The organism is Paenibacillus sp. CR_12 (assembly GCF_041953985.1).
GTDB classification, from domain to species: Bacteria; Bacillota; Bacilli; order Paenibacillales; family Paenibacillaceae; genus Paenibacillus_AQ; species Paenibacillus_AQ lautus_A.
Genome location: NZ_JAVFHO010000002.1, coordinates 837,878 through 862,424 on the forward strand (window position 1 = coordinate 837,878; position 24,547 = coordinate 862,424).

Below are 24,547 nucleotides of genomic sequence, written 5' to 3' on the forward strand. Positions count from 1 at the left end.
TGGTGCATTCGTTCACCTCAACGCGCCAAAAGGCAAAAATGCATGCACGCCCTTCAGGATATTCACGATCTGGGTTACTCTCAGATCCACCGTCAAGGTGGCGTATGCGTACGCCTCCGTTCTCGAAATGGAATAAAGCTCTGTCATGAGATCCAGCATCCCGCTCAAGGCCATCCACATCGCTTCGTCCAGGTCCTCGTGGAATCCCATCGTCAGCCAACCGGTACTCGTCTTTGCTCTGGGCATCTTAATGGGCATGTCGTCACGGACATGAAAGGTTAGGCTCACCTTCTCCATGGGACATTCCAAAGCGGGACCGCTAACTTCGCCGTCGCCTTGAGCCGCATGTCCATCCCCTGTTGAGAACAGCCCGCCATCTACCGGAATCGGCAGATACAAGGTGCTCCCGGCGGTTAATTCTTTGCAATCGAGATTTCCTCCATAAGGGCGCGGCACAAAAGTCGTATGCTGACCTTCTTCCTCCGGCGGCATGCCCATAATCCCCATGAATGGCTTCAGTCCGACGCTGTACTTGAAATTTTCGAACTGACTCCTGCCAGTCATTGTTTTGGCATCCAATTCAAAGTCCAATGTCATTTCCTGGGTATCGGTCATGCCCAGCTTCTCGTTCCAATAGCTTGGAAACCCTCCGGCAGAGGTCCAACCCCACGGCCCGGGAACGACCTCGTTGATCTGAATCTCCAAGGTAAGCCCCGGTTTAGCCCCTTGGATATGCACGGGACCCAATAAGGCATGCCCGAACTGCTTCTCCACCCGCTCCGGCGCACGCTCCGTAAACTTCGATCTCGGCGCTCCCGGAGCAGAGCGCTTCGCAAGTCCCCATCCCGCATCCAAGGTTCGATACACCACGGTATCCCCGGACTGAATATATAGGGCCGGTTCCAGCTCCTTGCTAAAAAATCCGTGAAGCGTGTGAATATCCGGTTGAAGACTATGGATTGTTGACATCCGTTTCTCTCCCTTCACAACAACCATGATTCGATTGGACTTTTTCAATGTGAACCTCCTTGTTACTTTATAGAGTATTTTAAATTACTTTAATAGTCAATAAATTTTACTCTGAAGAGTAATAATTATTACCCTTACAGCGAACACCTCCGCTTCTCAGTTCGCTATGATCCTACAAATCCTTGATCCACGACAAAGTCCCCAACCCGATCACGCAAGCGCGAAGGTTGGGGACTTCCCCACCAAAGATCATTTCCTTACAACAAAAAAAAGAACCGTTCTCTTGGCAGTTGTACTGCTAGGAACGGTTCAACACCATATTCAACGCAAGCATGCTAGTTCATGATGGAGCCTTTATCATGACGTTCATGTTCATTCGGAAACAACCCATTATACTCCATCCTCGCTTCATATCTTTACGCTGGAATCGCGCACGACCATCTGCGGCATCAATTTCACGGCCCGCTCCTCCCTCGGAATTCCCATTATGCGATCCATCAGGATCTGGGCCGCTTTGCGGCCGATTTCCTCCTGCTGCAAAGCAACGGACGTCAGCTTGGGATATACGCGGGAGGCAATGTCCAGATTATCCATGCCCACAACGGCAACGTCATGGGGAATTTTTAATCCGGCTTCTTCGCAAGCTTTCATGACGCCGATCGCCATTAGATCGTTCGCGGCAACGATGCCCTCCGGGTGGTCGGGCCCTTGCAGCCACGCTTTCGCCATCGCATAACCGCCGCTTTCCGTATAGTCGGATTCGGCGATAAAACGAGGAATCAAGGGGATTCCTGCCTCCAGCATGGCATCCCGATACCCGCAGAACCGCTCATGGCCGGTCTGCTCGCTGAGATTACCGCCGACATAGGCGATGCTGCGCAGGCCTTGCTTGATCAGATGCTCCGTGCTTTGCTTGATTCCGTCATACGTATCCACATATACGTAATCGAAGCGGTCGCTGCCATCCGGCGACACGTATTTATTCGTCAGCACGACCGGAGCCTGCAGCGCATTGATAGCCCCGATATTTTCTTCTCCAAAATCGAAAGACACCATGATCATGCCGTCGGCGACGTTTTCCCGAAGCGTCTGGATCGCCTTCATCTCCTCCTGGAGCCTGTGCTTGGTGTAGAACAGAATCATCAGGTAATCATGCTCCTCCAGCACCTGATTGATGCCGTTGATCATATCGAAATAGAAAGGGTTGCATATATCCGGAACGGCAAAAATGATTTTATTGGTTTGCCTCATTTTCAGCATCTTCGCTGCATGATCGGGCGCATAGTTCATTTCTTGGGCAGCCGCCAGAATTTTGCTCTTCGTCTTGGGACTGCAGTAACCTCTCCCCGACAAGGCTCTGGACACCGTGGAAGGAGATACGCCTACCCGATCTGCAATGGTATAAATTGTATGTTTGTCCATCCTATCCTCCATTAACGACCATGAAACCGACAAGCAGATGCAAAAGGGTCCATGGCTTCACACTATCACCATACCGGAAGCTAAGCAATAGCGCCTGCTTATATAACCTCCCGCTCATCGTTATCCGGGAGTTCCGGGAATGGCGCATGGGGCTCCGCCTGATACCAGAACGCCGTCGATGCAATATCGCTCTGCTGCGGCAGGTATCTGCCTCCTGACCTCCAGCCGAGGTCCTGGATCGTGACGCGAAGATCGCTTTGGAAGCGGATCGGATCCATGACATGCCATCGATACATGCCGAAGCGCTGCTGGCTGCGATATAATCCGTCCGGCTTCAGTACTTGGTGCATCCCCAGATAAGGCGTCGAGTAGGTTCGGTACGTACCGATCGGCTGTTCCCAGTTCCAAGCTCCGCCGAAATAATCCTCCGTTCCCGTACCGCAGATGGTCGGGTAATCCTGGTCCCCGTCCATATAAAACTTGATCTCCCCTTCGCCCCACCAGCCGCTGTTGTTCACCTGCCAGGCTAGGTAAGTCCCTACATAGTGCCCCTGTCCCTTCACGCCATCCAGGATCGTGTAAACGTCCTTATAAGGAACGGAATTCGTTCTCCGCCACTGTGCATGAAAATAAGCCTCTTCTTCGGGGATGTCCGTCAGGGTATAGTCGATTTGGTAGTAAAGGACCGCCTTTTCCGGCGCGCGATTCTCCATCGTCAATCGGGCTTGCTTGCGAAACGGCATCTGCCAGTAGCTGTTCATGCCGCCGGCCGGATTGACGGCAACCGGAATCGAATTGACATCGCTACGTTCACCCCACCCGTTACAGAACAAATCGCCCACCGGAACCTCAACCGAAGGGTCCTGCTCTTCGTCCCAATACATGCGGATAATCATATTGCGCCACAGCGACGGATGACAGGTCAGCCAAATATGCTGAATGGCCCCAGGGCCTTGAATGTCACCCATAGTAAAGGTTTCTCCCGGCATAATCTCCACGGAAGGAGACACCTTCCAGCCCGCGCCCAGATCCCTGGAAGCCGCTGCACCCGTGCCGTCCGTCGCCATGCCCCCTTTTCCTTTCTCGCCGGTAAAATTCTCCGCGCTGATGGATCTCGTCTGCGCATTAGACAGCTTGGATAAGTTTCCGAGATGCATGTTGAGCCCGTTAAAGTTCATCATCCGTAATCGCTCCTTTAATGTGTGATATCGTATCCGTACCGGTCTTTCAACGTCTGACCCAGATGGGCCTTGATCCGCAGGTAAGCTTCGGCGGCCGCGCCGTTCCCCCAATCAAAAATGGTGAAAGTCCCCATGCCCCGCCCATCCTCACCTACTTCGCCGTCATGACCGTAATTCTCCATCATGAAGCCGTAATCCTTCTCGTTAAAGAAAGGATACGCCCGTTCCCACTGCTGTTTAGTTTTTATATTCTCGGGGCAATACATCATGGCAAAAGAGGCCTGCAATGCGGCAACACCGCGTTCAATATATTCCGGCTGGTCCAATTCCACGCCATATTGAAGGATCAGCTCGGCAAACAGGCTTTGCCTCGCATCATTCCACTCCCCGTCGCAGTTCATGACGCCGAATCCGCCCAATACGTCAACATACAGATAGGGAGGCTGCCAGGAGGCTTGCGTCATCAGCATTTCATCCAGCACACGTGTGCCGAGTTTCAGATATCGCATCTCGCCGGTCGTCTTGTACATCTGAAATAAGGCCTCCGCCGTCCAGAACATGGAGAAATTGCACTGCTTGAACATGTTATTCCTAACCACCTTGCAGCCGGGGAGCTCTTCGCGGCCATAGGAGCAGCAGGACCAATACGTCTCGAAATCCTCCCATCTGCCGGACGGCACGATCTCGTTGACGACAACCTCCAGCGCCCTTACTGCCGTTTCCAAATATCTGGGATCCGGCCGCATGTCGTGCAGCTTCAGCAAAAACGTGACGGAGAGCGACGTCTCCGGAGACTCTCGAAGAATATCCAGCGGCGCTAACGTCTCTTGGTCAAGCCAGGCCGGAAAATAGCCCTTCTCGTCCTGAAGAGCCAGAAGCGCATCCGCATAGCGTACGGCGTATTCCATGAGCCTTGGATCCGGCTCGATTTCATCATGCCAGCGAAGCATGAGCAGCGCCGTCCAGCTCATGTCCAGCACATGGTAAGGCGCTTCCGCGATCGAGCCCCAAGGATCGGCCGGATTGCGATTGGAATTCCCCCAGAAGGCATGGTCCCAACTACCTGACCGGTTAACTTCCTGTCCCTCCACCATCACCCGCTTCATCTCCGTCGCAATAACGGCGGGAAAGAACCCGCTTCGCTGCGGAGCAGCAAGAGCCAGCTCTTTCATGAGCCTGGCCTTGCGAACCAGTTCCGGATCATCCTGTTTCTTACCGTAACGATAGAGGCCTTGCGCCGAACGAAGGGAGCTGAACCACGCTTGGTTCCAGATCGATCGGCTTTCCCGTTCGTTCGGAACGCCAGGATAATTCGGGCTTTGACTCACGTCGGCAATGAATACGGGAGCCCCGACCTTCAGTCCGTTCCATTCGAATTCCTGCCACACCGTATCTTTCCAATGGCGAAAAGCCCAGTCGTACGCATGTTTTACATAGTGTTCGAGAGGAGCTCTGTCATGGATGCCCTGACGGAGTTGGGAGTGACCCCATCGCTCCCATAAAAATTGCAGCACCGGCCGCCAGGGGTTCAATGCAGCTTGATCATCCTCCAACGTCATGAGGTAGAAGCCGATGCAGAACGTTCCGGGCGAATAAGCAGCACCCTCCACCTTCTCAAACAGCACGTGATCACTCACACGGGTCCGGCTCATTCCCAAGACGAATTGGTTGTTCGGAGCATCCAGATCCAAGTACCAACGAGCGTCCGCATCCTTCGCGATCAGATCCAGATCCGGTATCAGTGTGAGCAGTCTGGTGCCGTCATGAGCAATGAGGGCAGGCGACCGAAAGCAGTGCTGATCCATCACATGCCGGGAAGTCGGCGTTATATGAGGAGCCCAGTGAAAATACGGCTGGAACGCAGGCTCCAGGCGCAGCTGCCAATCATCCTGTCGAATCTCCTGATCCAGCTCAAATGTCATTATGCAGTGATAAGTGCCTTTATCGATTTGTTTAAGACTCAGCTTGGGAGCTGCACTCCCTAATTGGTCATAATCCCACCACTTTACATAAGCGTCCGGTAATTGTGCCATAAGTCCTCCATTCTGCTCGTTTTCCGGCAAGAAATCCCCCGCCAGCGACACGTCGTCCATTCTTTAACAGGCTGAAATCGTCAATCTGATCCAATTGTCCGACGTCGCCGCCCCAATTTCTATCATCCTCCGCCTCAGAAAACCGCGTCATTGTGCCAAGTTAAGGCGAAGTCAGTTCCAACATTGCTATGCTTCGTGCCGGCAGCTTAAGCAAACGCAATCCGCCTTGTTCCATGGAGCAATCAATGGGCGGCTCTCCCGCTTTCGTGTACAGCTGCCCGGTCACGGTCGTCTTTCCGAAGTCTTCCGGACGGAGCTCGATGCTTATTGTCTGCTCCTCGCCGGTCACATTCGCAAAGAACAAGCCGACATCCCCTTGATCATTCTGCCATGCCGAGTGGATAACGGCGTCTGTCAGCAGTTCTCCCGAGTTGTTATATTCCGGCGTATCCTTGCCGTGGTTGTAATGAAACCACTTCATCGGCGTCATAGGAACGTCGAAGGAGAGCGGCCGAAGCATCGTGCCATACGACCAATACGGCTTCGCGGCACCGATTCGCAGCCGTGCATACAGAGCCAAGTAATCGGCCCTGTTCGCCGAGAAGGCATACCCGCGCGGTTCAAACGGATAATAATGCTCCTCCGCGGTATTTTCGTTGCCGTCCAGCGCCTCCATCGGACTGTACTCGTAATTCAATTCGTACAGGCCGCCCCAGAGATACGTGCGTGCTACCGTAAAATAGTAAAGCTCTCCGATTTCCTCGGTCAGCTTGCCCCAGCCGTCCAATCTCAGCGCGCCGTACTCGTGATATACGTAAGTAAACATCGGGATGAGATAGGCCGCACCAGTTTTAAGCAGCTCCCGGATCGGCCATCCTTCGAGCGGCGCCGCCGGCTGCCCCCCTGCCCGGGCTTGATAGTAGTCGATCAGATCCAGCATCGTTTCATTCATCATCTCGGTACCCATGGGGATATAGCGTCCGGCTGTTTCGCACATGGCCGCCTTCGTATCGGCAAAGTTCCGCCGGTAAGCCTCCTCAATGATGCTGCCGGCTCCGACCGGATGACCGTGGCTGTCATCCATGCAGATCTTCAGAATGTTGTTGGCGGAGATATCGTAGTAGATCGAATCGATGTCATCGCTCTGCTGCAGTGCCGTATCCCGCCTCACATGAAAATCGTGGGTGTACGGATGCGCCGGACAAAGGAACGGAAAGCGGTAAGCATCCACGCTTTTTTTCAGCTCGGGAAACTTCTGCTCGGCAGCTCTGCCAAGCTCTCCGTCGGCTCCGTCAAAATGATAAAGGTAATCGAATTCGAACGGAGCGAAGCGATGGCCCAGCTTTCGGATCAGAGCGATGTTTTCTGGGTTGAAGCGGGTCGGAAACCAATCATCATATCCCCCTGGCACGCCGCTGCCGAAGGTTTGCGGCCGATGCGTCCAATCGGGGCCCAGGATGTGGAGCATCGGCGTTCCGATGCTGTCGTGGTATTGTTGTATCCATGCCGTACGATCCGATCCCGCATTGATACCGAAGGTTGCCGCGCCCATATCCTCATGCAGCCATGGACTGCCTTCCGTCGCAGCCCTCTCCGAAAGCTTGCCGCGTCTACACCACTTCTGTTGCACGGCCCAGCACTTGTACCGGTCAGCAGCTTCGTACCAGCCGCTTCCTGACAGAATCGACACTTGCACCGGATAATGCGGCTTGATCCCCTTGCCGGGTCCCATATCACTGCAGCCATGGATCACGGAGGCTTCCAGCAAGCCGTTCCCGTTCTTGAAGAAATTGAGCCATTTCGGATGGCCCTCGCCGTCCAGGGCAGCGAGTTGCAGCCCGCCCCTGTCTTTGCCGTAATAGGCAAAAAACTGCATCGTTGCCCCGGAGAAGCTCTCCGGATACGGCATGAAACGAAATCCGATTCCGTCCGTTTCAAATACCTTCATCGGGTTGTTGACCTCAAAGCCGGTTGCAAAGGAATGGGCGATATAATCCTCCTCGCCGTGCTCCGTGATCGTGGTCAAATTCGGAATAACCGGATATTCCAGGCTCAGCAATCGGATTCCCGAATGGTTCTCTGCTGCGCATCGGAATTCAATGCAATCCGCTTCTTCTGCGAGCTTTACGGAAGCCGTGACGATCATACCTTGCTGCGTGTCCCAGCTCAACTGAACCTGATCTGTCCCGTCTTCCGTATTTTCCCTGCTCCATCCGAAGTTCTGAAAGGAGCTGCTGAAACCCGCGTCCGTCTCCAAGCGAAATGGATCCGCCGTGCCCGTATCCGCGATAAGCCCGATTCCTCTAACGTTATCGCGAATGCCTCGAACCGTGCCGTCAATCTCGCTGATTTCCAGCCGGATATGCCTGTTCTCAAGTATAATCATGTCCCACCTCCACCTGTTGGCTTAGAATGTTACTTCAAACCGGAGATTTTGATTCCTGAAATGATGTGCTTCTGGAAGAAGAGGAACAAGATAATGGTCGGCAGGCAGGAAAGCGCCGATCCGGCCATCAGCATGCCCATTTCGGTTGCCCGTTCGGAACGGAAGGTGTATAAATATTGCATGATTTGAAAGAGCTCCGGGTTGGTGATCGTCATCGTCGGCCATACGAAGGAGTTCCAATAGGCCAAATAGGAGCCTATGCCCACGATGACGAAGACCGGAAACGACATTGGAATGAAGATATGCGTAAAAATCTTGATCCTTCCTGCTCCGTCAATCAGCGCCGCCTCTTCAAGCGCCATCGGAATATTCAAGTAGAATTGGCGGATGAAGAACATATGACCCGCGGAAGCAATGCCGGGCAATACGAGCACCGCCAGCGTATCGAGCATTCCCATCTCATTCACCACAATGAAGGAGGTCAGCAGAATGGCCATGCCTGGAATGAACATGGTGACGATGACATAAACCCACAGCATCGTCTTGAACCTGAATTCCAGCCTGGCGAAGACGTAAGCCGCGGTGGCGTTCACGGCCAAGCTCAGCGCCGCGAAGAGAACGGCGCCCCCGAATGTGACCAGCATCGATTGAATGAAGGTCGCGTCGCTCAGAATATCCGTGTAATTCTGAACCATCCATTTCTTCGGGAAGAAACGGAACGGCGTTGCAAGCACCTCCGCCTTATCTTTGAAACCGGCAATGATGACCCAGAGCAGCGGGAACAGCGCCATGATCGTCACCAGTCCGGTCAAGAGCGTCATCAATGTTTTTTGGACACCGTTTAACGATTTCATCATGTTATCCTCCTGCCTTCTTATCCGTCGATCGCTTTTTCCGAATTCAGTACTCTGAAGATAATGGCCGAAATACTGCCAAGGACCACAAACAACAGCAGCGATGCCGCGATGGAGTTCCCGACCATGACGTCGTTTCGGAAGTGGTTCAGGATGTAGAGGTTCGGCGTCGTGGTCTCGCTGAGCGGGCCGCCGCCCGTCATGACGAGGGACAGCTCGAACTGGGAGATTTGCGCCGTAAATCCGGTTACGAGCAGATACAGGATCACATTGCGCATGAGCGGAATCGTGATGTACCACATGCGAACGAAGATGCCCGCCCCCTCGAGTTCGGCAGCCTCATAGTAACTTTTTGGGATATCGTGGAGGCCTGCCAGCATGATGAGCGTCGTGAGTCCGAAGCCCAGCCACACGGCTGGAGCCGCGATGCTCGGCAGCGCCGTTGCCACGTCGGCAAGCCAGGCTTTCGGCTCCGATCCGAACAGCCCGATGATGTAATTGGCCAGGCCTCCGGCATAATCGAAGATGAAGACAAAGATGACCGACGCCACGATTCCGGAAATAATGGTGGGAATGTAGACGGAAGTCTTAACAACGCTTGCGAAACCGGAGCCCAGATTCTTAATGATGTTCGCGAATAGAAACGAGAGAATCAGCATCGTCGGAACGACCATCAGCGCGAACTTAAGCCCTACCCAGATGGATTGGAGAAAGAGGTCATCGGTCAGCACCATATAGAAATTCTGCAAGCCCACAAAGGTGGAATCCTGATAGAAACTCCAATTATAGAAGCTCACCCGCAGTGCATAGAAGAACGGAATGATGACAAAGACGGTCAGCAGGATGACGATGGGAGCGAGCAGCATGTAAGCCACGCCGTTGTCCTGCCGATAATTTTTCTTGAACATGTAGCGTCACCACCATTGGCCAAGGATGAAGCAGCCATCCGAAAATAACATTTCGAAAACCGGATTTCCGGACGGCTGCCAACACTATTTTTTCGGATTCGTACCGGCAAGCTTATTCTTCGCGATGAAATCGTTAATGTCTTTCTCTGCCTTCGCCAGCGCCTTATCCACCGAAGTACCCTTCATGGCGGACTCGATGGACGTGGCGAGCGCGAAGCTGATGTCCCACGGATAAACCGGCTCAGCCTGCGAATGCGGAATGATCCGCTCGGATACGAGTGCACGCCATTCATCCTTGGATGCATCCGGATCGGATTTCATCGCTTCGTCCACGGATTTGCGCGGGGAGAACTTGGAGAACTGGGACGTCTTGAAAAAATCGATCATGATGTTCGGGTCGCCTGCGAGCAAATAGGAGATGAAATCGGCCGATTCCTGCGGATGCTCGGATTTGCCGTCCACCGCCAGCGACCAGCCGCCGAGCGTTGCCGTCGGCTTCGTCAAATCGCCGTCCATCGATGCCATCGGCGCAATCCCTACCTTATCCACCATGTCTTTATAGGTGTTACGAAGCTGACCGATCGCCCAGGAACCGCAAATCTGGATGGCGATCTTGCCTTCGCCGAAAGGCTTGATGTCCGCATATCCGGCCAACGCCTGCTTCGGCATGACGCCGGACTGGTACGCTTTTTGGTAAAAGTCCAAAACGGCCTTGTAACCGTCATTGTTCACGTCCGCTTGGGACCAGTCCTCCGTAACCGCCAGATGACCTGCCCCGTTATACTGCAGTCCCCAGCTCGACCAGCCCAGATCCGGCGCAGTTTGCGCAATCGATAAGCCGAACACGCCTTTCTTGGTCAGCTTCTGGGCCGCATCCAGAAGCTCAGCCCATGTTTTCGGCGGCTGATTGGGGTCAAGCCCGGCTTCCTGGAACATATCCTTCCGATAGAACATCACGGCAGACGGCTCAACCAGCTTCGGATATGCATAGTACTGACCGTTAACGGATACGAAGTCCTTCATGTTGTCGTACAAATCATCGAAGGCTGAAGGCTCCATTAAATCGTTCAGGGCCATCAGTTGACCCGTTTTTGCCGCATTGGCCACATTGCCGTAGTTGATCGTTCGGATGTCCGGTGCCTTGCCTGCGGCCTGCGCTGCTTTCATCTTCTGGTCCCAGGCGTCGGCCGGAACGATGGTCAGCTTCACTTCAACCTCGCTCTGGGATTTATTGAACTCGCCGACCCATTTCTTGAACCAGGCATCGGTGGTATCCTCGAATTTTTGCGCCCAGAAATCGATCACAACCTTGCCGCTGGCTTCATTCCCGTTGTTTGCGCTTTCATTTTCCGGTGGATTGCTTAAAGCTCCTCCTCCGGGACCGCCAGATCGTCCGCCGCAGCCCGTAACGAGCATCGCCAGAACAAGAACAACGGAGAACAGAACAGGCCAGGATTTGAAGCCGATGGTTTTTTTCTGCATCATGAACCCTCCTTATAATGGATCAAACTATTTAAACGCTGGTCCGCATTTAAACCGATCATTCTTGGAATCCGCGCCTCACTTTTCGAGCGAAGCCTTAAACCAGAAAACATTGTAGGGATCCCATAAAGACAATGTGAAATAGATCGTCTGCCCGTCATTCTCCGTATACCGATCGTTCATATAGGGCCCGTATAGTCCCGGATAATCCTCGGCTCGGACCAAATCCAGGGGCTCGCCCCAAGGCCCCCAAGGCGTCATGCCTTCACGTATGACAACCCCTTGGCCTTCCTTCAAATAGGTCATCAGCCAGCGTTCCAGATAAGAATTCCACACTACGGACAGCTCGCCGACGGTGTCATCCACCACATACCTGGCATCCTTCATATCCGCGCTCCACCTGGGACTGCCGTCATCGTTCGATCCGCTGTAATATCGGTACTCGGACATATTCTCGATGTGCTCCTCGCCCACCTTCATAAGCTGAACGCCGCCAAAGCGGCCCGAAGGAATCCCCCAAAAATAAATATCCGAACCGCCTGCTTCATTCTCCACCTTATAGGGGCTAACCTGGATGAAATTGCTGTCTCCCGGCCAACGGAGCCGGTCCTGCAGCTCCCAGGTTTCACCGTTATCGGTCGATTTGGCCACGCTGCTGTAATTAGCGTCCCACTTCCCCGGATCGCCCCAATGGTTGACCGACATGTAGTGCAAATACAAGGCGCCGCCTGCCGCAATGCCATGGGTCGGAATTTTCGTCATTTCTTCGTAATCGATTTTGGCGGAAGGCAGCAGTTCCTTCGCCGTACCGAATTCATCCGTGATCATTCCCTCGAATGCGATACCGTCAGCCGGATGAGCGTCCGTTGTATAGGCTATCGTATTGGAGCGCCAATAGCTTCCCCCTCCGCCTGTCTGATCAAGCGCCCTCTCGCCGAACGTATCCCCGAACACGAAGTAAGTTCGTTCCCCGTCATTCATCATGGAACCCAGATCGGTGCCGTACACGGCGTATTGATCGGTACGATTGGGGGAGGATTCCCCGGTTAATTGCGAAACCTGCTCCACGCCGGTCATGCCTTTTAATAAAAAGCTTTTGTCTGTCGCATCAAGCAGAGGATTCACCTTGCTGCCCCCCGCGCAGCCGCATAACAGCAAAATCATGCCTGCGAAGAGGGCATTTTTCCATTTCAAGCTCATCTCCCCTTTCGATCTGATTGTGGATTCCTATATTCCACCCGTGAACATCAGGGATTGTTATGACCGAATATCTGATTCAAACTTGCAGGATTGAGCGGCTTCGTATCCGGCATTGGCAAGCGTTTATCCACCTTTGGCAGCTTCGGGAAAGAACGATGGGGTTCCGCCTGGTACCAGTACGCCGTCGAGGAAATATCGTCGCTCCGATGATTGTTATGACCGTGCTCGATCGTGACCTTGATGCTGCTATCGAACATGATCGGATCCAGGATATGATACCGGTACGTGGAGATTTTTCCGCTCCAGTTCGGGCCGCCGCCCATAATGATGCCATGATACGGGGTGCACACCTCCTGCTGCGGACACCAGGCCGTATTGAAATAATCCTCCATGCCCGTGCCGTGCAGAGTCGGAGGCCATGGCTCCCCATCGATGAAAATCATGTCGTCTCCTTCGCCGTACCAGTTCCATTCCCGCGTATCGCGGAGGTTATGGACATTGAAGTTACAGCCGATGTAATGGCCCTTCCCAACCGCGTCCAAAATGACATAGTTGCCGCTGCCCGTCGTATTCTTGCCGCCGAATTCGTAGAAAGCGTTATCCACCCCGTGATCCGCGATCCCGTCGGTCGGATTTTCCCGGTGCCACTGGGCATGGAATCGCAGCTCCTCCTCGGGCAGCTTATCGTACGATTCATAGTCCACATAGAAATAAAATTTAATCGGATGCTCCGCTTCGCTCTCGATCGTTATACGAGCGCCATTCCCATACGGCATGCGAAAAAAGCTGTTGAATGCTTTGCCGTCCTCGGGACTCATCATCAACGCCGCTGACGTATAATTTTTGGTGAGGCCGTGCCCCATTCCGAAAAAATCGCCAATCGGCGCTTCCACGCTGGGCTCGGTCTCCTGGTCCCAGTACATGCGGAGTACGACTTTGCGCGGCAGATACAATTCCTCGGCAGGGGCGTCGGTCGCCATGGTCATCCAAATATGGGTGATGGCACCCGCTCCCGGAATGCTACAAATTTCGGTCAGGTCGCCCGGCTGGATGGAGAAGTAATCCTTATTCCCTCCCGAACGGTCGTAGCTGGATTCCCTTTTTCTTTTTCCGGATCGCTTGCGGCTGAGTGAAAATAACGCTGTTTGATTGTCCATGGATGATCGCTCCTTATAAGTTGATGGCGTTGGTAAAAAGCGCTTCTTAAAACGATTTGCCAACAATGTGACATCGATTGCAGAATGGGTGGTTAAGGAATGCAGGCCATGCTACCAACACGACAGCCTGCATTCCTTATGTGAGTCATAACCCGTTGTCTATCCTCGGGCCGAATCCGTTGATCCTTCAGAGTTAAAACTGCTTCTTAACGCTTTCAGCCGTTTCAACACCCCATTTTCGTCCCTGCCCAAATAATCATGAAGTCCTTTATACTCCTTGTATAACAGGTCATACATTCGGACGTTAGCTTCAATCGGCTTGAATGTTTCTTCCCGAACGCGGGCCATCGCCTCCGAAGCTTCCACGATGCTGCCATATCCTCCCTGATCTTTGCCTGCCGCAACCGCACCGAACATGGCTGCGCCAAAAGCGGCCGTCTGCACGGTATCCGCGATCTTGATCTCTTTGCCGGTAACGTCGGCATAAATCTGCATCAGCAGCCGGTTGCGCTGCGGCAATCCGCCGCAAGCATAAAGCTCCTGAACTTCAATGCCGCTATCGGTAAACGCCTCGATAATAGCCCGGGTACCAAAGGCTGTGGCTTCGAGCAGGGCCCGATAAATCTCCTCCGGCTTGGTCTGCAAGGTGAAACCAAGCATGACGCCGCTTAGATCGGCATCCATCAGCACGGAACGGCTTCCGTTCCACCAGTCCAGGGCAAGCAGTCCGCTTTGTCCAGGCGCGTATCGGGCCGCTTCCTTCTCGAGCCACTCATGAACGCCAAGCCGCTCTTCTGCAGCCTTAAGCCTAACGTATTCCGGAACTGCCTCATCCACATACCAGGCGAATATATCGCCAACGGCCGATTGTCCTGCCTCATACCCGTAATAACCGGGAATGATCCCATCCTCGACGACGCCGCAAATGCCTTCGCCGGTCACTTCTTTGTCGCTTAAAATCAAGTGACAAGTAGAGGTTCCCATAGCGAGTACCAGCTTTCCCGGGGTTACGACGCTGACGGCCGGTACCATCGCATGGGCATCGATGTTGGCTACGGCTACCGCGGTTCCCGGCAGAAGCCCCGTCATCGCCGCCATACTTTCGGTTAATCCGCCTGCTTTCGAACCCAGGGGCTTGATCGCTCCTCTCAGCTTCGTCTCGACGAGATTTCCGAACCTTGGATCGAGCGAATGCAGGAACGCCTTGGACGGATAACCCTCCCGTTTATGCCAATTGGCTTTATAACCGGCGGTGCAGCTGCTTCGCGCGAGCTGGCCGGTCAATTGCATGACCACCCAATCGGCAGCTTCCATGAACAACACGGACCGTTCATATAATTCGGGAGCTTCCCTCAGAATCTGCAAACACTTTGCAAGCATCCACTCGGAGGACAGCTTTCCTCCATAACGCGCAAGAAATTTCTCGCCCCGCGAAGCTGCGGCTGCATTGATCAGGTTCGCTTCTTCCTGCGCCGCATGATGCTTCCACAGCTTCACCCAGCTGTGCGGATGGTCCCTCCATTCCTCCGTCATACAGAGCGGGGTCCCGCCTGCATCCAGCGGCATCATCGTACATGCCGTAAAATCGATGCCAATGCCGATGACTTGATCAGCCGATATCGCTGCATCCGACAGCACGCGGGGGATCGATTGCCTAAGAACCTCCAAGTAATCCTCCGGATGCTGCAGCGCCCAATCCGGCTCCAGCTTCAAACCCGAATGGACCAGCACCTCGTCCATGACTCCATGCGCGTAAGGCGTCACATGCGTCGCTACTTCCTGGCCCGTCGTGATATCGACAAGCAGGGCCCTGCCCGATTCCGTACCGAAATCAACCCCGATGGTGTATAACTGCTTCATATCATCTGCCTCCTATTTGTACAAAGGACCATAAGACGCGCATGCCCGGTAATCGGCAGAAACCGGCTCCAGCCCGCCGAAAGCGGTCCAAGCGCTTGGCCGGAAGATCCGCTCCTCCGGCACGTTGTGCATGCATACCGGAATGCGGAGCATCGACGCCAAAGTAATCAAATCTCCGCCGATATGGCCGTAACTCATGGCGGCATGGTTGGATCCCCAATTACTCATAACGGTGTAAACATCCTTGAACAGTCCCTCGCCGGTAAGGTTCGGGACGAACCAGGTCGTCGGCCAAGTGGGGTCGCTTCGCTGGTCCAATACATCGTGCACGGCCTCCGGGAGCTCCACGGTTATTCCCTCCGCGATGTGAAGGACCGGTCCGACACCCGCGACCATATTGATTCTGGCGATCGTTGCCGGCATGCCTCCCCGGGTCGTGAAGTCCGTGGAGAATCCCCCGCCGCGGAAGAAATCAATAGCCGGACACCACTTGACTGCATCCAGACAATCCTGAACTTCCTCCTGCGTGATATCCCAGAACGGCTTCATGGCCGGCTTGCCGTCTTTCGATTGCCTTCCCGTTCCGTCTAGTGCTGCCGGTCCTGAATTGATCAGGTGGATCACGCCGTTGGCCGCAATGCCCTCCAGCTCGTATCCCGTCACTCGCTTCACGGCATCCGGACTCCAATATGTACGAACGTCTGCAAACACCTGGGCCGCATTCGTCAGGAGATGACCGAACAGCATCGTGATTCCATTCAGATTGTCATTCTCCGTTGCGACGATATACGGCTCCCTCAGACCGTTCCAATCAAAAGAGGAATTCAATATCGCCTCCATGAAATCCCCCGTCGGGAAGTAATCCGTCCAGGCACGCTGTCCCTGGAATCCTGCAGCCAGTGCATGTCGGCCGAGCGCTTCTTCTCCATATCCCATGGCCGCCAGCTTCGGATTGCCCACCATCAAATCGCGTGCAATCAGCGCCATCTTCGCGACGGTTTTCCAATCCTGTTCCTTCTGTTCTTCGGACCGCTTTAAATGCTCCGGATTGACGTCCGTTCCCGGCTTGCAATTCTGTTTAATCCAGGCCAGTGCCCGCTCATATTCGTCGTGATCGTAAATTTCCAGCTCGATCCGCCGTACGAATTCGGTCATATCCACATATTCGTTGCGCATCCCCAGATACCTCTGAAAAAAGTTTTCGTCGACGATGCAGCCCGCGATGCCCATGGATACGGTGCCCATCGATAAGTAGGATGTCCCCTTCATCGTCGCTACGGCAAGGCCTGCCTTGGCAAATTGCAGAAGCTTCTCCTGAACATCCGCCGTTATTTCGGTATCCCCGATATCCTGTACATCGCGTCCATAGATGGAGAAGGCCGGCAGACCCTTCTGATTATGCGCTCCCAGCGCCGCCGCCAGATATACGGCCCCGGGACGTTCCGTCCCGTTGAAACCCCAAATTGCTTTTGGCCTGGTCGGGTGGGTATCCATCGTTTCCGTCGGATAGCACCAGGATGGTGTCACCGAAATGGTAAGACCTACATTCTCCCTGGCAAATTTCTCTTCGGTTCGTGCGGCCTCAGCTACCCCTCCGATACAGGTGTCGGCAATCACGCATTCCACTGGAAGCCCGTTGCTGTGCCTTAGCCGTTCGGTGAGCAAGCGAGCGGTTCGTTTCGCCATATCCATGGTGACATCCTCTAACGATTCCCGGATACCACCCCGCCGGCCATCCACGATAGGGCGAATGCCGATTTTAGGCAATTCGTTCTGCAATCGATTGCAGATGTTTGATTGATTATGCATCTCCATCATCCTCTCTGTTTTTAGAGCGGCGGCATGTACGATCAGTTCAACTGTTTGACTTCATTGCTGTATATTTCATAAGCCGGTGGATCCTGCCGGGCTTCTTCCCGTATTCGGCTTAGAAGGATTTCTCCGGCCTTGATTCCCATATCGTAGGGATGCTGCTCCATGTAGTAGAGTCCCGATTCCTTGAGTAAAGGTCCGGCTTCCACCTCGCCGAAAGAAGCAACTGCCATGTCGGCAGGAATTTTCAGGCCGCTGCGCACAATCTCGAGCAGGACGCCCAGGCTCATGCGGTTATTCAGGGAAATGATGGCGGTTGGCCTGCGTTCCGCGTTCAGAAATTGCTGAACTGCCCGGATTCCGTCCTCCGTGGAAAAATCTCCGTTATACACCAGGGGGCCCTCGTTCAGCCCAAATGCCTTCATCGCGTTCATGACGCCTTCGAGACGTTCCCTCCCCGTGCTTGATCTCGTTGGCCCGTTAACTACGCCGATAGCCGTATGTCCTTCCTCCAGCAGCTTCCGGGTTAGACGCGAGGCTCCCTCGGTATTGTCCTCGGCTACCAGATCGAGCATCGATCCTGTTTCCGGCGAGTCCAGCTTCCTGTCCACAAGCACGATCGGCATGTTGGAATCCGCGATCTGCTTGATCGCCGGGTCGTTCCCGCCCGACGTTGCCAATACGACGGCGTCCACGCGCTTTTCCTGCAGAAGCTTTAGCAATCGCCTCTCCTTCTCCGGGTTTTCGTCCGAGCTGCAAAATATTAACTGAAAGCCCTCTTTACCTACAATATCCTCAATGCCTCGGGATATGCCCATGAAATAGGGATTTGAAATATCGGGCACGATCACGCCGATCATGTACGTGCGGTCCTGCTTCAGGCTTCGTGCGATGGCGCTTGGACGATAATTCAACCGGTTCACGGCCGCCATCACCCGCTCTTTAATTTCATCGCTTACGTAATCGCTGTTGTTAAGCACTCTTGAAACGGTTGCCGTTGATACTTCTGCTGCCGCTGCTACTTGTTTAATCGTTGCTTTTGCCAATCATCGTTCACCTCAAAATATCATCCTGATTCCAGTATGTAATCGATTACGTAAACGATTACATACACAGAGTACAAGAAGGGACATGCTGCTGTCAACCCTCTTTTTAAAATTTTCCTCAAATACAAATCCGGACGGAACGAAGGCGTTTGGCACCAGGAACTATTCCGCGCAAATTAAAAATCACCGCCTTCGAGAGCGGTGATAGAATGCCTATGATGAGTGCCGATTTTCTAGTCTACGCACTTCCGGGCAGCCCACAGTCCGCTCTCCCGAATCAGATGACGCACGGATTCTATCCGAAAAGACGGCAAATGATGACCTGGCATCAGATATACCACCCGACCGGAGCCGCAGTGATGTGCCCACGCCGCAGGCCAGCGCTGGCCGTCATGCTCGTATTCCGCAAAGACAACCGTTGTTTCATGCGGACTCAATTCGAACCGGTAGGGTTCTTCATCGATCGTAAAATCGGTTAAGCTCTCCACGATCGGATGGCTCCCCGATTGATATCGAACGGGCAGCGACGTATATGCCGGATGTCCCGTAAATCGCCCGCCGATTAACTTTTCAAGCTCCGTGCTCCGCTGCAGCGAGATGCCGTTGTGGATAACTAAGAGCCCCCCGCCGTTGCGCACATAGGATATGAGCGCTTGTACCTGCTCTTCAGGTAACTCCCCATCCGAAAACTCTGCGTACGATATGAACAGATCATATCCCTCCAGCTTATCCTTTTGCAGTACGGCGTAATCATCCGTGCATTCCACGTCCATCGCAGGTTCGAAAATGGTTTGCAGTTCGCGGTCAATCTGCGTAAACGGATGATATTTCGCTCCCTCGTATTGTCCCAGCGCAATGGCTTTCATAGATTTGCAGTCTCCTCTCCCGCCCTTTCACCAGGGCCACACTTGTCCTTCATAATCCAGAAAAATCGGCTGTTCGCCAGCGTATGCCTTATGGTCCATCACAAGTTTCATGATGCGATCGGCAGACACGTCCGGCGGCACGGCCGCTTCTTGATTCAGTTCGCCGCTCATGTAGGATTGCAGCCACCCGGGATAGAACACCATGACCTGTCCTCCATTGGCTGACAGATGCTGATGCAGTATCGAGGATTGCATATTGAGCGCGGATTTCGACATACAGTAGCCGTACATCTCCTTGCGTTTATTTCTGCTGACGCTGCCGGCTTCGGAAGAGATATTGACCACGAGCTTGTTGTTTCCTTGGAGCAGCAGATCGATAAGTGCATGACTTACCCGAAGAGGTCCGAGGGTATTGACGTTGTAGATTTGGGCCATGTCGGCAAAATCCAGTTCGCCCTGAATGTTCGCCAGATCGGACCGTTTCGTGATGCCGGCATTGTTTATGAGCAGATCCAGATGCGGCGCCTTATCCCGGATCAGCTTGGCTGCCTGCTGCACGCTGGCATTGTCGCCGATATCAAGCGGAATCAGTTCCAGCTGGTCCGGATAATCCTCCAGCAATCGATCCAGGGCGTCCCAATCCTCCATATAGCGTCCGGCAAACACGGTGTATCCGTTTTCAAGAAGCCATTTCGCCAAGCTCAATCCTAAACCCCGATCGGCTCCCGTGACGCAAGCGATTGTTTCCAATGGGCATCAACTCTCCTTTATCCATTAAATGCGGTGCAACCGACATACGGGAGTTTCCCCAAATGCCATTCCTGCGTAATCTCTTCTAATGCTCTTTAGCAAACGTTTAAGCATAACCTGATACTGCTGCACATTTCTGCGTGATATTCATCTAGGAGTGCTTTAGAGCAATTGGTCGTTTAAATATTCGTTTTTCGACAATATGGACCTAAACCTTGAGATGGTACGATGACCGATAGGTACATCATTCGCCTTAAACAGCATGATTCCTCTTAAACAGGCTATGGCTTCAAACAATTCAAGCTCTTGTTCTTCGTAACGATACTCGGCACAACATGCGGTACGATAGATGGCGGCTTGCTTTTCGCTTGCAAATACCCACATTACGATAATCGACCAAGCAACATCATATCTGGGATCCCCCCGTTGAGCATTTGTCCAATCGATCACCGTCAGCTTGTCTTTGGTCTCAAGAATATTGCCCAGGTGGTAATCGCCATGGATCAAACATGACTGTTTCATATCCGCACGCTGAAGAAGCTCTTCCAGAAGAATTCGGACATCGGGGTGGTTCTCGATGCGAGGAAAGAAATAATCGATGAACTCATATCGGGGTAACCGATCACCAATAAAATCTTCAAGCGGGAGCTTATGTATATCCGCTAAAATTTTCACCAGCTTCGTTAGTTTACGCTGATCGACCGTTTGCACGGGCGTTCCGTCATAACTGGTCAGCAATGTTGAATCGCCATTTCGGTCCGTTCCCCAGCCCACGGGCTCAGAGACCGAACATCCATGCGTGAATAAAGCATTCAAAATCTGATATTGAGCGTGTACATTCGGCTTGGACGCTTTGTTCCACACTTTCAGTACGTAGTCTGCCGTTGGCGCGGCGATTTTCATTACCTCTGCCTCCAGCCCCGAATCCAAGGAGACGGTATGAAATGAACCTTCATGCTCGAGCAAAACTTCAAGGGTATTGCTTTTCTCCACCCAATTGATTTCCCGCAATGGGTTTCCGATGTTCATCACAGCCTTTCAAGGGATGTTAGCTTAGCGCTTAGTGTCCAACAGCTTACAAGTTCATTCGGTATACCCCAGCCTCCCCGAGAAAATCTTTCCTGGTCAATCCTTTTTCTCCAAGCAATATCCGATAATTCGTTATCGTACCATCATGTGAAATAAAGAATATTTTTTTATAACTTTCCCCGATCCACTCTAACAACCGCGCAGCATATCGTTCGAAAATATCTTGTTCGATCCTATTGATCCCTTCTTTCCAGCAATCCAAATTGAAATCAAGAATTTCAATATCTCCATACAGATGGGTAATTTCCGTTTTAGAAAGGATGTGATCGCAAGCTAAAAAAGGAAGTTCGGGGTTCTGAGGAAACATTCTCGGACCAACCAATGGAGAAATAATGAAGTCCATGCCATTTTTTATAATCATTGCCGTCTCAATTGTACGTTTAGTGGGACTTACAAGAACTAAATCATCAGGATCCATTTTAATTTCATTTCGTAGCTGCGTTACTTGAAATTTGCCGTACTCTGTAAGACGAGGATGGGGCGTATTTAACCGATTCGGATAATCGTTGAGATGTTCTCCATGACCGTGCCGAATAAATGTGAATTCCATTTTCCGCCCTCCTAAGATCAAATCCCATATTAGGTATTCTATGATTTTATTGAGTAATCCTGCCCGTTAACTTAATGCTAGGTGCAGTGAAATATAGCTAAATGCTTATCTAACCGGTTCATGAATTGCGGAGAGTTTAAAAAAGGCAGCCGATCACAAATGATCAGCTGCCTTCTTATTTTGACAGAGCCATCGATTACCGTGAACTTAGATCAATGAATCACATTTGTAGCCTTAGTGCAGCCTACCCATTATTCCGCGAATCTCCCTTTGCTTCATTATGGTGCGGAATTAATTCATATAAGGCACGAACGTCACAACCGATGGAATCGGCGATCGATACGGCAATTTTGAGTGGCATCACTCTTTTGTTCTCAATAAAGTCGTATACTCGTTCCGGTTTAATAAGCAAGTCTTTTGCCAACCATTCCGCTGACTTCCCGGATTCCACCAATCGTTCATTCAGTAAGCAACGTCCTAGTTCAAATTTCAAGAAATTATGACCTCCCACATAAGATTTACTTAACCTTAAGCGTCGTCCGTTGCCAGCATGAATATACTTCATAAAGGGGCCCGTAACGATGAAGTTCTCCATACGTCTGCCCCATAGGTTGGACGAGTTCCATTGCCGGGCTATCGCTGCCCATGCAACGATTTGCTCCATTTATTATTTAAAGATGGATAAGAATATTGATAAGTTTCCCGAATGGGTCCCTAACAAAAAAACGCCGAACCCCCCAGGGCTCCTCGGTTGGTCCATACTCAATTGGAATTCCTGCTTCTTTTATCCGAGTTATCGCTTCATCAAGATCATCAACCTCAATCGACAGATCAGGCACAGGTGCTCCGGAGCCTCCCTCTGATAGGAAACTAACCTGGGTGCCCATTTTCTCGTGCGAACCGTATGTTGCAATAAATCCCATATCCATTAGTTGATCAAGTCCAAGTACTTCCCCGTAAAAATACGAAGCTTTGGAAATGTCCTGCGTCGCAACATTTGTAACAATTCGTTTGACCTTCATTTTTCATCCTCCTAAAGTTTTGATATCAAATTTTTACTCAACAATGGTCCCGTTCGAGGAACAACCCCATCCTTATACTCTCAGAATACCATAGTTTTACTTTTATACAATTATATATAAATTCGTTTTCACACTATTCATAAAGACGATTGGGAAACAGGTATATATACGTGACTTCGTGTTTTCCAGCTTTTGCTTTACCATTGTTTATGGCAAATCTATAGGCTTCTTTCTCTCATCTATCCTTTCGTCATCTCCCTCATAATCAACAACGCGTTCAAGAATAAGCCCAGCGAGATGACGGGATGTGCCGCTGCCGCAAATCCGATTTTTTCCGAAAAGACAGCCGTCGCGAAGATCAAAAGGATTAGGCCGATCAGCACCAAACTCTTAACTTTCATGCCCTTGGGCAGTCTCGCCGGAAAAGACAATATAAACAACAATACGGGGATAGGCGCGAAGTACATGGCGAAATTACCATGCATCCCCCATTGAGACGAATCCACGAACAGCGCGAATCCAGCCAAGAACACCTGTAACGCGATGCAGATCGCAAAAAGCACGTTCAATATACTAAAACCTAGCCGCGCATATTGAGCGGCAGCCGGCAGCGAAGAGCGGGTAGCGGTTATTTATTGTACTTCCATCGTTAATTCCTCCCTTAGACTAACCTTTCGGACACCGCACGAATGGTGTATGGGTACGGATCCAACTGAATCTCCCCTTCTTTGGAATCGAGAATCGTCATTCCGATAGGATGAACTTCCGGAATCTTCATCGAAGGATACCAGCCGGTGGCCATATCCCCCAGGATGAACATTCCGTACTCGTCACCGAGCATCTGAAACGTCTTTCCGTCCCCGATATAACGCGTGACGTCAAATCGAGAATCTAGGCGCTGAACGGCCTCGGATACGCTTCCGCGGAGCGGAAAGCCGATCTCGCTGACATTCAGAATGGATTCATGATCGAAAGGCTCTGATAAGGCATTATCCATTCGATGCCGCGCGATGAACTCCACCAGATTCCCCGAAGGATCCTCGAAATAGAAGGCATGCGCATCCGTTCCTTCGAAATAGGCGATATCTTCGTTTGCCTGGATTCCAGCGAACGGAAGCGGTGCAGCGGAAAGCACCTGACAGCCTTTGGCCAGGAGCCAGCTTTTCGCTTCGCGAATTTGGTTCTCGGGGATGTTCATTGCTAAATGGTAGGACGGCCGTACCCCTTCCTCCTCCTCGCGAACGAAAGTCAACCTCGTTTCACCGGCAACGATCGTGATGGAATGTTCCGTGATATCTGCTAGAGCAAATCCAAGTCTTTCTGTGTAGAACTCCTTCAGTTCGGCTAACCGGGCGGTTCTCAGTTCCAATTCGATGATTCTCATCTCACTACCTCCTCCAGATATTTGAGTTTGTCAGGATTTGCAACTGTATAAATGGAACGAATCCGACTGTTCGAAGCCTCAAACGAGTAAACGTAAGCAACGCGTCCGCCGATCATCATGACGATTCCCGGGCTTCCGTTGACCGTAGTGATGATATAGGAATAATGGCTGTCGGGACGCCCGAACCAATCCATCCATTGCATAAAAAACGGAATGACTCGCGTCGCTCCGACGACGGGCTGCTTCGCGGCCGGCGCTTTGCCGCCTCCATCTGTATAATGGACGGCGTCAGGATTCGAACTCGCTGCACTCCCGTTACCATGCTCAACAGCATTGACTTTCCTGCCTGTAATCAAGACTACGCCGAGCCGACGTGCTTCCGAACACATCTCCTCGATCAGGGCTCCCCCAGCCTTTCTTCAAATAGTACACGCCAGCGATACGCCGGCGCGTTTTCCTCCTCTTGCTAAATAAAGAGCTGCGGTCAGTCCGGCAATACCTCCACCCACAATGGCCACATCATGCTTTGCAATCCATCGAAGAAACCTCCTTCATGCGTTGTCATTAAACAAGACA

General features: G+C 52.3%; 22 protein-coding genes. All 22 read right to left on the reverse strand.

Annotated features, from left to right (window positions below; genetic code table 11):
- Positions 1-12: 12 nt before the first annotated feature.
- The 22 genes from RB297_RS07455 to RB297_RS07560 all read right to left on the reverse strand — a co-directional run bounded on the left by RB297_RS07455 (position 13) and on the right by RB297_RS07560 (position 24,360).
- The gene (locus RB297_RS07455) at positions 13-969 is read right to left on the reverse strand and encodes an acetamidase/formamidase family protein (protein ID WP_192572609.1); all 957 of its coding nucleotides are present in this window, start codon (positions 967-969) and stop codon (positions 13-15) included.
- 408 nt (positions 970-1,377) lie between these two features.
- Positions 1,378-2,391, reverse strand: a complete 1,014-nt coding sequence (locus RB297_RS07460; protein WP_015735988.1) for a LacI family DNA-binding transcriptional regulator — start codon at positions 2,389-2,391, stop codon at positions 1,378-1,380.
- A gap of 98 nt (positions 2,392-2,489) precedes the next feature.
- Positions 2,490-3,572: a glycoside hydrolase family 172 protein gene (locus RB297_RS07465; RefSeq protein WP_375120154.1), complete on the reverse strand. Its 1,083-nt coding sequence runs from the start codon at positions 3,570-3,572 to the stop codon at positions 2,490-2,492.
- A gap of 14 nt (positions 3,573-3,586) precedes the next feature.
- On the reverse strand, positions 3,587-5,605 hold the full coding sequence (locus RB297_RS07470) for a hypothetical protein (protein WP_375120155.1): 2,019 nt from the start codon (positions 5,603-5,605) through the stop codon (positions 3,587-3,589).
- A gap of 160 nt (positions 5,606-5,765) precedes the next feature.
- Positions 5,766-7,991: a DUF6259 domain-containing protein gene (locus tag RB297_RS07475; RefSeq protein ID WP_375120156.1), complete on the reverse strand. Its 2,226-nt coding sequence runs from the start codon at positions 7,989-7,991 to the stop codon at positions 5,766-5,768.
- 29 nt (positions 7,992-8,020) lie between these two features.
- A complete protein-coding gene (locus RB297_RS07480; RefSeq protein ID WP_145037911.1) occupies positions 8,021-8,848 on the reverse strand; it encodes a carbohydrate ABC transporter permease in 828 nt (275 codons plus the stop codon).
- Between the two features lie 17 nt (positions 8,849-8,865).
- Positions 8,866-9,753, reverse strand: a complete 888-nt coding sequence (locus tag RB297_RS07485; protein ID WP_277746240.1) for a carbohydrate ABC transporter permease — start codon at positions 9,751-9,753, stop codon at positions 8,866-8,868.
- An 84-nt stretch (positions 9,754-9,837) separates the two neighbouring features.
- The gene (locus RB297_RS07490; RefSeq protein WP_249732746.1) at positions 9,838-11,238 is read right to left on the reverse strand and encodes an ABC transporter substrate-binding protein; all 1,401 of its coding nucleotides are present in this window, start codon (positions 11,236-11,238) and stop codon (positions 9,838-9,840) included.
- Between the two features lie 75 nt (positions 11,239-11,313).
- A complete protein-coding gene (locus RB297_RS07495; protein WP_375120157.1) occupies positions 11,314-12,429 on the reverse strand; it encodes a glycoside hydrolase family 183 protein in 1,116 nt (371 codons plus the stop codon).
- Between the two features lie 53 nt (positions 12,430-12,482).
- Positions 12,483-13,592 (reverse strand): glycoside hydrolase family 172 protein, encoded by a 1,110-nt coding sequence (locus RB297_RS07500; protein WP_192571460.1) that lies wholly within the window; start codon positions 13,590-13,592, stop codon positions 12,483-12,485.
- A gap of 159 nt (positions 13,593-13,751) precedes the next feature.
- Entirely contained in the window at positions 13,752-15,452 is a 1,701-nt protein-coding gene (locus tag RB297_RS07505) for a ribulokinase (protein ID WP_375120158.1), read from the reverse strand.
- A gap of 12 nt (positions 15,453-15,464) precedes the next feature.
- A complete protein-coding gene (locus RB297_RS07510) occupies positions 15,465-17,261 on the reverse strand; it encodes an L-fucose isomerase (protein ID WP_375120159.1) in 1,797 nt (598 codons plus the stop codon).
- 41 nt (positions 17,262-17,302) lie between these two features.
- Positions 17,303-18,310, reverse strand: a complete 1,008-nt coding sequence (locus tag RB297_RS07515; RefSeq protein ID WP_096774258.1) for a LacI family DNA-binding transcriptional regulator — start codon at positions 18,308-18,310, stop codon at positions 17,303-17,305.
- A 233-nt stretch (positions 18,311-18,543) separates the two neighbouring features.
- Complete coding sequence (locus RB297_RS07520; RefSeq protein WP_375120160.1) at positions 18,544-19,176, reverse strand: ThuA domain-containing protein; 633 nt, start codon at positions 19,174-19,176, stop codon at positions 18,544-18,546.
- Between the two features lie 27 nt (positions 19,177-19,203).
- The gene (locus tag RB297_RS07525; RefSeq protein ID WP_375120161.1) at positions 19,204-19,926 is read right to left on the reverse strand and encodes an SDR family NAD(P)-dependent oxidoreductase; all 723 of its coding nucleotides are present in this window, start codon (positions 19,924-19,926) and stop codon (positions 19,204-19,206) included.
- A 162-nt stretch (positions 19,927-20,088) separates the two neighbouring features.
- A complete protein-coding gene (locus RB297_RS07530; RefSeq protein ID WP_375120162.1) occupies positions 20,089-20,919 on the reverse strand; it encodes a phosphotransferase family protein in 831 nt (276 codons plus the stop codon).
- Positions 20,920-21,001: 82 nt separating this feature from the next.
- Positions 21,002-21,565, reverse strand: coding sequence for a histidine phosphatase family protein (locus RB297_RS07535; RefSeq protein WP_096774262.1), 564 nt, complete (start codon positions 21,563-21,565; stop codon positions 21,002-21,004).
- A gap of 244 nt (positions 21,566-21,809) precedes the next feature.
- Positions 21,810-22,058: a transcriptional regulator gene (locus RB297_RS07540; RefSeq protein WP_096774600.1), complete on the reverse strand. Its 249-nt coding sequence runs from the start codon at positions 22,056-22,058 to the stop codon at positions 21,810-21,812.
- 178 nt (positions 22,059-22,236) lie between these two features.
- Positions 22,237-22,587 carry a VOC family protein gene (locus RB297_RS07545; RefSeq protein ID WP_375120163.1) on the reverse strand — a complete coding sequence of 117 codons (351 nt, stop codon included), beginning with the start codon at positions 22,585-22,587 and terminating at the stop codon, positions 22,237-22,239.
- Between the two features lie 239 nt (positions 22,588-22,826).
- Positions 22,827-23,150 (reverse strand): DUF6220 domain-containing protein, encoded by a 324-nt coding sequence (locus tag RB297_RS07550; RefSeq protein WP_375120582.1) that lies wholly within the window; start codon positions 23,148-23,150, stop codon positions 22,827-22,829.
- Positions 23,151-23,248: 98 nt separating this feature from the next.
- Entirely contained in the window at positions 23,249-23,971 is a 723-nt protein-coding gene (locus RB297_RS07555; protein ID WP_375120164.1) for a VOC family protein, read from the reverse strand.
- On the reverse strand, positions 23,968-24,360 hold the full coding sequence (locus RB297_RS07560) for a sigma-70 family RNA polymerase sigma factor family protein (protein WP_213579043.1): 393 nt from the start codon (positions 24,358-24,360) through the stop codon (positions 23,968-23,970). The genes RB297_RS07555 and RB297_RS07560 overlap by 4 nt, the downstream gene beginning before the upstream one ends.
- Positions 24,361-24,547 lie beyond the last annotated feature (187 nt).

Bases quoted from the DNA above. Each gene is read 5' to 3' on its own strand.
- RB297_RS07455 (WP_192572609.1), bottom strand. From the start codon at position 969: ATGTCAACAATCCATAGTCTTCAACCGGATATTCACACGCTTCACGGA.
- RB297_RS07460 (WP_015735988.1), bottom strand. From the start codon at position 2,391: ATGGACAAACATACAATTTATACCATTGCAGATCGGGTAGGCGTATCT.
- RB297_RS07465 (WP_375120154.1), bottom strand. From the start codon at position 3,572: ATGATGAACTTTAACGGGCTCAACATGCATCTCGGAAACTTATCCAAG.
- RB297_RS07470 (WP_375120155.1), bottom strand. From the start codon at position 5,605: ATGGCACAATTACCGGACGCTTATGTAAAGTGGTGGGATTATGACCAA.
- RB297_RS07475 (WP_375120156.1), bottom strand. From the start codon at position 7,991: ATGATTATACTTGAGAACAGGCATATCCGGCTGGAAATCAGCGAGATT.
- RB297_RS07480 (WP_145037911.1), bottom strand. From the start codon at position 8,848: ATGATGAAATCGTTAAACGGTGTCCAAAAAACATTGATGACGCTCTTG.
- RB297_RS07485 (WP_277746240.1), bottom strand. From the start codon at position 9,753: ATGTTCAAGAAAAATTATCGGCAGGACAACGGCGTGGCTTACATGCTG.
- RB297_RS07490 (WP_249732746.1), bottom strand. From the start codon at position 11,238: ATGATGCAGAAAAAAACCATCGGCTTCAAATCCTGGCCTGTTCTGTTC.
- RB297_RS07500 (WP_192571460.1), bottom strand. From the start codon at position 13,592: ATGGACAATCAAACAGCGTTATTTTCACTCAGCCGCAAGCGATCCGGA.
- RB297_RS07505 (WP_375120158.1), bottom strand. From the start codon at position 15,452: ATGAAGCAGTTATACACCATCGGGGTTGATTTCGGTACGGAATCGGGC.
- RB297_RS07510 (WP_375120159.1), bottom strand. From the start codon at position 17,261: ATGCATAATCAATCAAACATCTGCAATCGATTGCAGAACGAATTGCCT.
- RB297_RS07520 (WP_375120160.1), bottom strand. From the start codon at position 19,176: ATGAAAGCCATTGCGCTGGGACAATACGAGGGAGCGAAATATCATCCG.
- RB297_RS07535 (WP_096774262.1), bottom strand. From the start codon at position 21,565: ATGGAATTCACATTTATTCGGCACGGTCATGGAGAACATCTCAACGAT.
- RB297_RS07545 (WP_375120163.1), bottom strand. From the start codon at position 22,587: ATGAAGGTCAAACGAATTGTTACAAATGTTGCGACGCAGGACATTTCC.
- RB297_RS07555 (WP_375120164.1), bottom strand. From the start codon at position 23,971: ATGAGAATCATCGAATTGGAACTGAGAACCGCCCGGTTAGCCGAACTG.
- RB297_RS07560 (WP_213579043.1), bottom strand. From the start codon at position 24,360: ATGTGTTCGGAAGCACGTCGGCTCGGCGTAGTCTTGATTACAGGCAGG.